We start from the raw sequence: 11,242 nt of genomic DNA on the forward strand, positions 1-11,242 counted from the left end.
TATGAAAAGCATGTTGAAAATTTACTTTATAGCATTTGTTCTTCTTTCATCGACCATGATCGGACAAAATAGATATTATATCGATCAAGATATAAGTATATCACCTAGTTCCAATGCTCCATCAAATTTATCTGATTTAGTTTACCAAATAAGTGCTAACGGTGATGAATTATATTATGACCAAGCCCCTTATATAAATGCCAAGGAAACAATTTTCTTTATTTCTAATAGTAATATCTCATCAATATGGATTACGATGGCCAATACCGACCAAAGTTGCCCAACAATGGATCAGGAGATAAATATAGCCACAGACCCCTGTCAACCAATTAATTTACCAAGTATGATTGAGTGTCTTAACATCCAATACGGTCACTTTAGATTTTTTAAAATCCCCGATGTAAATCAAATTAACAATTCTTCTATCAATAATATTAATGGATACTGTAATATAAAAACTATAAAGGTTTTAGAAAACAGCCAATGCATGACTTTCAATTATGCCGTGGAATATTTCATTAATGGCGATCTCGGTAATAAACAAGAATTCCTTCCTTATGGAAAACATTGGGCTGAATTTTCTTTTGATCCTTCGAAAATCCCAGGATTATCACCTGAGGATAATATTTCCTTTCTAATTCGATACGTGGAGCCAATTTCAAATACCCTTAATATTAATTATTCCGATCCAATTACTTTCGACATTAAAGCATGCTCCCCAACACTAAAATCCATATCAACTGAGAATGCCACTTGTTTCAATACATCCGACGGTGGTGTAACCCTAACTTTTGAAAATAATGTAGATACGAAAAATCAGTATAAAATGCGTTATTTTGTATATGATTCTACAGCAAATTTAGATTTCGACCCAAACAAGGAAAATCCCCCACAGGCCATCACACAAGAAATTTTAGACGAACTAACTCCTGATAATGATGGAAGTGGCTCCTTTAGTGGCCCCGTATCGGTTGGTCTCGCCTATGGAAGCTATAAGATCATATACCAAGAATTCTACGATGCTGGTAATGGTGAAGATGCTATAGTTAAAAGTAGCGGTATTACTGAACCCTTTACCATAGAACAACCTAGCCAAGTAATATTGGATACGACGGTTCCTGATTTTTTTAACGATGCTTCATGTGGTAATCCTGCGATATTTAACCTTCAAAATACTGCTTCGGGCGGTCATAACCTTGTTCCTGAAGGCAGCTATTCCTATGAGTATAGTTTAGATAACGGTATTAACTGGGTTCTAGTCACTGGAGAAAACAATATTTTAGAAATAGAGTCAACCGACAATAACCAGTCAGTACTCGTAAGAGGCATTTACACTGCTGACGACAAAAACTGTAATGGAAAAACTTATCAATATACTGTTTCGGCAACTGTACCGCCCATCGTATTTTTCAATCCCACGGCCAGTACAACCTCCACAGCTGAAGCAGCGGACGGAGGGGTACGGGTAGAGTTTTCCGGTGCCACTGCACCTTATTCCTATTCGTTAAATTACCTTAACCCACAAACCAATATTTTTGAAGTGATTCCTGCAACGCCATACCAGGTTTATATTCCCGAAGGGATGGCGGTTTCCTTTGACAATCTATCTTCCGGTACTTACCGGATCTTAATAACGGATAGCAATGGTTGTTTACAAGAGTCCCCAAACTTAGTTATTGGCACAGATACCCTCCCTAGCTTGGGAAATCCTGTAACCACTCCCTTTGGCTGTGTAGGAAGTTATGCTAGCATTAGCGTCCCAGTATCCGACTTCTATGCTAATTACCGCTATCAATGGATTAGCAATGGAACGGCTTCTGCCATTCAATATGGCCATAAACCCAATATTGTTTTGAACAACATTTCCGATCCTGGCACCTATGTCTTGAGGGTTTCCTCGGGCAGGATCTCCGATACGGACTTTGATAATGAGACGTATGTGGTATCTACATCTATTCAAGTAAATGACCCCACTATTGTAGCCATTATTAGTGCCACACCCAAGCCTACGCAGTGTTACGATTCTAAGGATGGTAGCATCGAGCTTAGTGTTTCGGGAGGCACCTCCTATGAATACACTTTGGAGCTCTTCCCTACAGAAACAGATTGGATTCCCTTAGAGGGAAATTCCATCACAGACTTGGGGATTGGCACCTACAGGATTACCCTGCGTAACCAGGACGGATGCGAATCCAATACCCTTCATAATATTACCGTAGACGAGCCGTCATTATTAAAGCTCTCTATTGCCAAAACAGACGCCACCACCCATGGCGGCAATCAGGGCTCTATAGCGTTGTCTCCTATGGGTGGCACCCCTTTTCCCACACCAGCCGCCCCTTACAACATTTATTGGCAAAAAGAAAATTCCATGTTTACGGATACAGACCCTACTTCCCCTTATTCCATTAACGGATTGGAAGCTGGTATCTACAACGCCATCATAACCGATAACAATGGTTGTGAAATAATATCTCCGGACATTATCATCGATCAACCTGGCCCCTTGACTGTACTATCCTTCTCTGGTACCGATGCTTGTTATGGTCTTAATAATGGAACCTTAACGGCTACTATCGAAGGAACCGGCTCCATTACGGCTCATTGGATTTTAAATGATGGAAGTCCAAACGGCTTAACAGTTGCTACAGAAACTACTATGGAACGAACTATTTCCTTGGAAGATTTGGCCCCAGGTACCTACTCTCTAAACCTAGTAGAAGTAGATAATGAAAATCAAGTAAATAGCAGTCAGAATGTAATCATCGCGGAATCTTCCCCTATCACTGCGACAATCACTTCCACTGGGGTCGCTTGCGACACCTTTAATTCTGGAACCATTCAGATAACGAACGTTTCCGGGGGTACTCCTATGCCTACCGCTACAGGCTATGAATACCATATTAATGACGTCTTCAACAACTATCAATCAGACCCAAGCTTTAGCAAATTATCGCCTAGAACCTATATCGTAACGATACGGGATGCCAAAGGTTGTGAGTTTTCCGAAACCATTGAAGTTACCCAAGAGACACCTCCGGTACTAGATCGGGCCGCTACCATTGTAAAAAATTCGAGCTCTTTTAATGGTACTGATGGCGCCATTGCCTTGGCTTTTTCCACAGATGCCACTAATTATAATTATGCCTGGACCGGCCCAGGGGTCGATGGTGTGACTACCAAGGATTTAGAGGGGCTTTCAGCAGGTTTTTACCAAGTCACCATTACGGCTGAGGGGAATTGCACCTTAACAGAAACTTTTATAATTGAAGAACCCGGTCCACTGACTATTACCAATATTGAGGTTACACATGTCAGTTGTTTTGGTTTGTCCAACGGCAGTATCAGCACTTCGGTTCGCGGTACTGGAACGCTACACTATTTATGGACCTTTGCCGATGGCAGCCCGGTTCCAACAAACGTTAAAAGTGACGGACCCAACCTTAGCGGAATTGCCGCAGGCAGTTATATTGTAACTGTGAGCGATGAACATAGCACCACGGTGTCATCATCTATTAGCATCTCACAACCCGAAATGGCGTTGGCAATAGACCATGTTTTTGTTACCGATGTAGCCTGTTTTGGAGGAAGTGACGGCGCGCTCCAAATTGAGGTTATAGGGGGAACCCCGCCCTACTCTTATTCGTTGGACGGCACTAACTTTCAGGAGATAAAAACCTTTTCTGACTTACCTCCCGATACCTATGCTATAAGCGTACAAGATGCAGAGGGTTGTTTAGTTATTGCCCCCACCCTAAACACTATCAACGAACCACAGCCCCTCCGATTGGTCTTAGACGAAGTACGCCCATTATCTGAGGCCAATGCTGCCAATGGGGCTATAAGCATAAGCGCCTTTGGCGGTAGTGGACAACTAAATTATAGTTGGACGGGGCCGACTGGTTTTAGAAGCACTGAGGAAGATATTACAAATTTGGTGAGTGGTGAATATACCCTCACCATTACGGATGAAAATTATGACCTGCATAACGAGGCGGGTTGCATTTTGGTTTCCACTCCCATTGCCATCTCTGAACCAGCAGTACTTGACGCCTCTATTGTCCAAACAATAGCTTTGGAATGTTATGGGGATGAATTTGGCGAAATAATGGCAAATGTAACCGGAGGACGCTCCCCCTACAGCTATGAATGGTTTCAAGCCGTTAACGGCAAGGAGATCGGTCTGACCGAGGATTCGGAAATCATAGGCAACCTACCCGCAGGAGAATATTTTGCAAGGATTACAGATTCAAATGGCATTGCGATGACTACTACCCCTATTCGTATAACCGAACCCGAAATACTAACGATTACCGTAAATAGTTCTTCTGATATTTATTGTTACGGAAATGATTCTGGCGCAATAGATATTTCTGTTAGCGGAGGTACCGCTCCATATCAATATTTATGGGACAATGGTGCCGATACGGAAGATCTAAATCTCTTGACTGCCGGTGATTATAGCATAACAGTAATAGATAGTAAAGGTTGTTTTACGGAAAAAACTATAAAGATCAATGCTCCGGGCAATGCTTTAAAAATAGCAAATGCCAATATTGACGATTGTACCGATTATGAAGCTAATAATGGGGAAATACGTCTGACCATGAATGGTGGTTTACCTCCTTATTATTACGAATGGACCCGGCTTTCTGATGGTAAAGTCATAGGTAACCAAGCTAATGTCTCCAATCTCGTTGCAGATGCTTACAAGGTTGTTATTTTCGATAGCCATGGCTGTAGCGTTACGGAAACCTATTTACTTACGCAACCCGATATCGTTGAAAACACCATGGTACAACCCAGCTGCATAGAGGCTAACAACGGAAGTATCTCCTTACTAGTAAACAAGGGCAATGGTAATTATACCTATGCGTGGAGTACGGGTGCAACGACCAATAGCATTCACAATTTATCAGAAGGGACTTATACCGTTATCATTAACGGACTCGATAACGGTCCCGTAACAAGGTCTTATATTTTGGAAGCTCCCCTCCCATTAACCGTAGATCTAGGTGGAGACAAAACCATTTGTTCGGGACAAGAACTGACTATAGATGCCAGTATATCCGATAAATCAGCCAGCTATTCCTGGACTTCCGATAATGGATTTAGTAGTTCTAAGGCTCAAGTTACCCTTAAAGAAACTGGGAGATATACCGTCAGCATAGAAAACGCTAATGGTTGCACCGCTACAGATAGTATAGAAATAACCACAAGTACTGATGAAATTAGCGCAGAATTCGCGGTCTCCAGTCAGGTTTTTATAGGTGAAACCTTAATTGCCGTAGATATTAGTTATCCGTTACCAGAAAGCATGCATTGGATATTACCCAGAGAAGCCACCGTACTACATACCGATGAGGATCAGGCACAAATAGTCTTTAACGAAGTTGGAGAATATGAAATTGGGATAGAAACAAGTAGGGGAAATTGCGTTGCCCGACAGATGAAAAAAGTACTAGTATTGGAAAAATCAGCTTCGGACACCGGTGGAACCGACAAAAACAATCAGAAACAGATTGATGATTTTATCCTTTATCCCAATCCTACTAGCGGAAAGTTTACCGCAAGCGTGAGCCTTACAGAGAAGGAAGCAATAAGTTTAAAGGTTTTTAGTTTTGCCAATAATGCTATTATGGCCTCCGAAAAAGCTAGAGGACAACAACAATATAGTATTCCCTTTGACCTTTCCGGATTACCGTCGGGGGTATATGCAGTTTTACTGGAAACGCCCTATGGGAATGCGTTACGCAAGATCATTATAAAATAACACCTATTAATAGAGGCTTGAAATTATTCAAAAAAAAGCAATAAATTAGGTTTGTTTATGATTGTTTAAATCTCCAAGGTGTCTAAAAGGACAACCTCGCGTTAGGGACCGCGGCGGTATCCCCGCAGCAAAGCAAGGGATATAGCCAAGTGCCCGCCCGACGAAGGAGGGAACGCCCTAAATAACATCCTAAAGTCTACTCATATTTATATACCGACCATTTTCCTAAAACCTATCCTAAAGGACCATCGTTACTGTAGCGACTACAATTGCATTACACGCCCAAGGGCCGTGCTCCTCTTTAAATTAACATTACATTAATAGATTAATCCCTGTATTTAGTTACGTTTGTGTTTGATGAAAAATGGTCGTCTAAAATATAGCATTTCTTATATATTCCTTGTCCTTTTCCTTTCGATGAAAATGGCAGGGCTTCATGTGCTTTCCCATACGGATGACAAGGATCATGCATTGCATTGTATGATTTGCGACCAGGCCATCACCCATAATTTAACCCCGGCAATTAGCCCGGAGGCACAGGATTTCGTTATTGAAAACAAGGAATTTTTTGCGCCAAAAACACTAAAGACCCACTATAGTTTTATGAGCTGTGGTACTCTTGCCACCGACCAGCTCTTTTCGCGCCCTCCTCCTTTTTTATCTTAAGCATTTCTATACATGTTATTTTTTAAGAGTGCCATTGGCGCAGCTAATTGCTTTTTGTAGGCTATTCAAGGGTATCTATACCTTATAAATACCTACAAACATGTCAACTAACTGTTTTGCCTTGGAATAGGGCTGCTAGGACCAATTGCTTGTAACAAGGCAATAAAATCGCTAGCTATCTCGTCCTCTGCATTCCTATACCTATATGTATAGTCTTTTTCGAGATCCCACTTTCGGGACCATAATATAAATCTTTTAGTTTTTAAATCATGACCCATAAAATTCGGTGCATGTGGCTTTGTTTTGCCCTATGCTCAATGGCATGTGCGCAAGATTCTTTTCAGATAAAAGGATCTGTGATAGATGCCAGTACCCAAGACCCCATAGAAGGCGCCAATATTATTGGCGAAAAATCCTTTGCCATTTCCTCCTCGACGGGAGCCTTCATAATCAACAATGTCCCCAAAGGCACGCACAGCTTTAAAGTTTCCCACATAAGCTACGCCCCCGACACTTTGTTGATATCCGCAGGACCAGGAACGGAAGCGGCTATTGTTGTCTTAACAGAGACCGCAACAGCCCTAGACGAGGTAGCCGTGCACGGCAAATCCAACAGAAGGAATGCTAGGAAGCTCCCTTCGGTAACCCATGCGGTCTCTAAGGAATTCCTAGAAAAAAACAGGGAAAATAGCCTCATGCAGACCCTTAATAAAATCCCCGGGGTAAGCTCCATTAACATAGGTTCTGGTCAGTCTAAACCTGTTATCAGAGGCTTGGGTTTTAATAGGGTGGCCGTGGTACAGAACGGAATAAAACACGAAGCACAGCAATGGGGCAATGACCATGGCCTGGAAATAGATCAGTACGGCATAGAAAATATCCAGATCATAAAAGGGCCCGCATCCCTATTGTACGGTTCCGATGCCATTGCCGGAGTGGTAGACATACCACCAGCAAACATACCTTTTCAAAATTCCCTGAGCGGAGAACTAAACTTATTGGCCGAAAGCAATAACGACCTCCTTGGCATTTCCGTAGGCATACAAAGCCGAAAAGAAAAATGGTTCTATAGAAGCAGGTTAACATACCGGGATTATGGCGACTATAAGGTGCCCACCGATAAAATAAAATATGACAATTATATTTTTGAATTGCACGATCACCATTTAAGGAATACCGCAGGGAAGGAAGTCAATGCCAGCTTTGGCCTAGGGTATGTACATACCAACCTAAAGTCCGAAACAACCATCAGTAACGTGTATGCCAAAAACGGATTTTTTGCCAATGCACACGGTCTGGAAGTGAGAACCTCTAAGATTGATTACGACAGTTCTAATAGGGATATTGACCTTCCTTACCACGGGGTGAACCATTTTAAAATTACCAATAACACTTCCGTAGTAAGCGGGAATCATAGTTTCCAATTCGATCTTGGGTATCAGAACAATAAAAGAGAAGAACATTCAGAACCAGTTCCCCATGGGTATATGCCTAAACCATCCGATAGCAAGGAGCGGGCATTCCATAAAAACACCTACTCCCTAAACGCAAGGGACTCCTTTAAACCAAACGAGAAGAATACCATCGTCGGCGGGGTCAATATGGAGCTACAGCAAAATACCATCGGTGGATGGGGATTCCTGATTCCGGCCTATAACCGCTTTTCTACCGGGGTATTTGCCTACAACCAATTTCAGTGGGGACCCAATGTTCATTTTCAAACCGGATTGCGGTACGACTATGGTTTTTTAGCCACCAAATCCTATTACGACTGGTACCCGTCTACCGTTAACAATAGCGATGGCAGCACTTCTTCCGTACACCTGAAACGAGCACAGGACAAAACGCTAGATTTTGGAAATATCAGTGCCTCGGCCGGGATAGGCTACCATAGAAAAAATACTACCTATAAACTAAATATCGGAAAGAGCTTTAGAATGCCATTGGCCAACGAACTGGCCTCGGACGGTGTCAATTACCATATGTACCGTTATGAAAAAGGAAACTTGGCCCTAGATTCGGAAGAATCCTATCAATTAGATATCGAAATAGACCATACTACCAAGAAATTCAGTATAGGGGTAAGTCCATTTATAAATCTTTTTGAAAATTTTATTTATTTAAATCCCACCCCAAAATTCTTCGAAACCCTACAGATTTACGAATATACCCAAAGTAAGGTTTTTAGAATGGGGGGAGAAATAAAGGCCGGTACTACTTTATACAACGCACTGCAATTAGAGGCTTCCGGGGAGTATGTCTATGCTAGGCAGACCAGTGGGGCCAAAAAAAACTTTACCCTGCCCTTTTCCCCCCCATTGTCGGGACTGTTTTCTGCCAGCTATAAATTTAAAAAAATTGGCTTTCTAAAAAGGCCTCAGTTGATAGCAGATTATAGAATCACCGCGGCACAAACCGAGATTGTCCCGCCCGAAGAACAGACCAATGGCCATAGCGTATTAAATATGTCCTTTTCAACAGAATTGGCCATTATTAAAAATAAGCTGCCGGCCCAAATATGGATCAAGCTTAACAATGTGTTCAATACCAAATTCTACGATCACACCAGCTTTTACCGCTTAATAGATGTGCCGGAACCGGGTAGAAACATATCCGTGTCCTTCACAATTCCCATAAATAGAAATCATTAATAATTAAAACAACCATTATGAAATCAAATTTCAAATTTTTAGCAATCATCGCTTTTGTCGGACTCCTTTTTCTGTCTTGTGAAAAGGACGAGAGTACCGCACCAAACGCTCCCACTATCAGCGGTTTTGAGTACGGGGAAGGCAGTACGCATTCTACAGAACCCATAGCCTATAAAGGATCGGACATGCATTTAGAGGCTACAATAAATGCCGAAGCCGTAGTAAGTAGTATAACATTGTCTATTCATACCCATGATGTTAGCCCAGAAGAGGGCGAAGTATCATGGAACTATGAGCAGGAATTTACCGGGGCTACATACCAGGCCATCAACCCTAATTTTCACGAACATATAGATGTTCCTGCCAATATACCTGCTGGGGAATACCATATAGAGCTTAGGGTTACCGATAAGTTGGGAAATACTACCGAGGTAAATGGGCATATCCAGGTTTTGGATCCAATTACCTTAGATGGTTTTCATATAGACCATTCTGTAGTTAGAGGGAAGGATTTCCATGCAGAATTTAACATAAACGCTGTTCATGGTCTTCACAACATCGCCTTAGATATACATGCCCACGAAATTACTCCGGCCGAAGGAGAAGAAGAATGGGCGTTTAAAAAAGTTTACGACACCAAATATCATGAAAAAACTCAAATAGAATTTCATGAACACATAGATGTACCGGCCACGGCTCCTGCAGGGGAATATCATATGGTTTTCACCCTAGAAGATGAAAACGGAAACACTAAGGAGTACGAAACACATATAACTATAACCAAGCAATAAAATAACCATGCCCCATAGCATTTCTACTGTGCTATGGGGCTTAAATTCACAGCATGAAACGGATCACAAAATACTATTTCTTATTTTTCGCACTACTATTTGTCGGGGCCTGCTCCACAGAGGAAGATACGGACAAGGACTTGGAAAAACCCACCATTAGTATTAATTATAAAGACGGCTTTCCCCAGGCATGTTCTCAACTTACGAAAGGACAGACATATAATTTTAGGGCGATGGTAACAGATAATAAAGCCCTGGCCGCCTATAGTTTGGACATCCACCATAATTTTGACCATCACACCCACGACGACCAAGGGAAAAAATGCGAATTGAGTGCTATAAAAAAGGCGGTCAATCCGGTTATTTTCATGGAAAACTATTCCATTCCCAATAGCCCAACTACCCATGAGATCAATATCCGTTTCACCATTCCCAAGGATGCGGATACCGGGGATTACCATTGCGCATTTTCGGTCACCGATGAGACCGGTTGGCAAAGTAGAACTTCGGTCGATATAAAAATTATCGAATAAATAAAGGAGAAGACCGGGCCTATTGGTAGCTATTTGCCCACTCCTACCTACCTGCCCTCCCCTTTCATTATGTATCGCGCCTCTAATTCGCATAGTTATTGGGGCGTTCCCTCCTTCGTCGGGCGGGCCCTTTGCTGTATCCCTAGCTTTGCTGCGGGGATGCCGCTTCGGTCCCTAACGCGGAGTAATGCCGCCATGTAAAACATACCTATAAGTTGATTAGGACACCTATGGTTTTCTGAATTTCCGGACGAACCAATCCCCAAGGTCGGATCTTAATTTAACTTTCAGCGGAGCGAGTCCATAAAACAGCTCTTTAATTTAATTTGGCCTTGGGAGCAAAACAATTTCAAGAAGAATAAGGAAAACAGCGGCAGATTGCTTCGTCCCCCCTTCGCAAGGACTAGTTCCAAAATAAAGCCATTGAAGAAGCCCTAAAAACAAAACAAACGCATAAACCAGAACTTCTTGCTAACGGAGATTCCCATAGACAGTTACTGGCCAGGAGTCGATAGCTTCTATTTAAACCAAAGACCAAATGGACTGCAGGACAAATAGAAAGAGCGGAAATATTGTTTCAGCTTCACCCAACTACTGAAAAAGCCTATAAGTTGGCCCGAGCATTAAGCTATATCTATGAAAACAATACGAACAAGAATGTAGCAAGACTAAAATTGGCACATTGGTATAACGAAGTAAGAAACCCAATTTTTAATTCGTTCAATACCATTGTAAGGTTTATCCAAATCCATTACAAACCGATTTTGTACTATTTTAACAACAGAAGCACAAACGCCTCGGCAGAATCATTCAATGCCAAGATAAAAG

The 11,242-nt window shown here is 42.0% G+C and carries 6 protein-coding genes; all 6 read left to right on the forward strand.

Annotated elements, in window-relative coordinates; translation table 11 throughout:
- Position 1 precedes the first annotated feature (1 nt).
- Positions 2-5,773: a T9SS type A sorting domain-containing protein gene (locus BUA16_RS16740; RefSeq protein WP_084668550.1), complete on the forward strand. Its 5,772-nt coding sequence runs from the start codon at positions 2-4 to the stop codon at positions 5,771-5,773.
- A gap of 423 nt (positions 5,774-6,196) precedes the next feature.
- Positions 6,197-6,439: a hypothetical protein gene (locus BUA16_RS16745; RefSeq protein WP_143150546.1), complete on the forward strand. Its 243-nt coding sequence runs from the start codon at positions 6,197-6,199 to the stop codon at positions 6,437-6,439.
- Between the two features lie 317 nt (positions 6,440-6,756).
- Entirely contained in the window at positions 6,757-9,090 is a 2,334-nt protein-coding gene (locus tag BUA16_RS16750; protein ID WP_245795591.1) for a TonB-dependent receptor, read from the forward strand.
- Positions 9,091-9,107: 17 nt separating this feature from the next.
- Entirely contained in the window at positions 9,108-9,881 is a 774-nt protein-coding gene (locus BUA16_RS16755; protein WP_072765884.1) for a DUF4625 domain-containing protein, read from the forward strand.
- A gap of 53 nt (positions 9,882-9,934) precedes the next feature.
- Positions 9,935-10,414 (forward strand): DUF4625 domain-containing protein, encoded by a 480-nt coding sequence (locus tag BUA16_RS16760; protein WP_072765885.1) that lies wholly within the window; start codon positions 9,935-9,937, stop codon positions 10,412-10,414.
- A 572-nt stretch (positions 10,415-10,986) separates the two neighbouring features.
- Positions 10,987-11,242, forward strand: a 256-nt coding sequence (locus tag BUA16_RS16765; RefSeq protein ID WP_245795592.1) for a transposase, incomplete at its 3' end; no start/stop codon positions are given.

Source organism: Arenibacter nanhaiticus, from assembly GCF_900141935.1.
In the GTDB taxonomy this organism is placed as follows: Bacteria; Bacteroidota; Bacteroidia; order Flavobacteriales; family Flavobacteriaceae; genus Arenibacter; species Arenibacter nanhaiticus.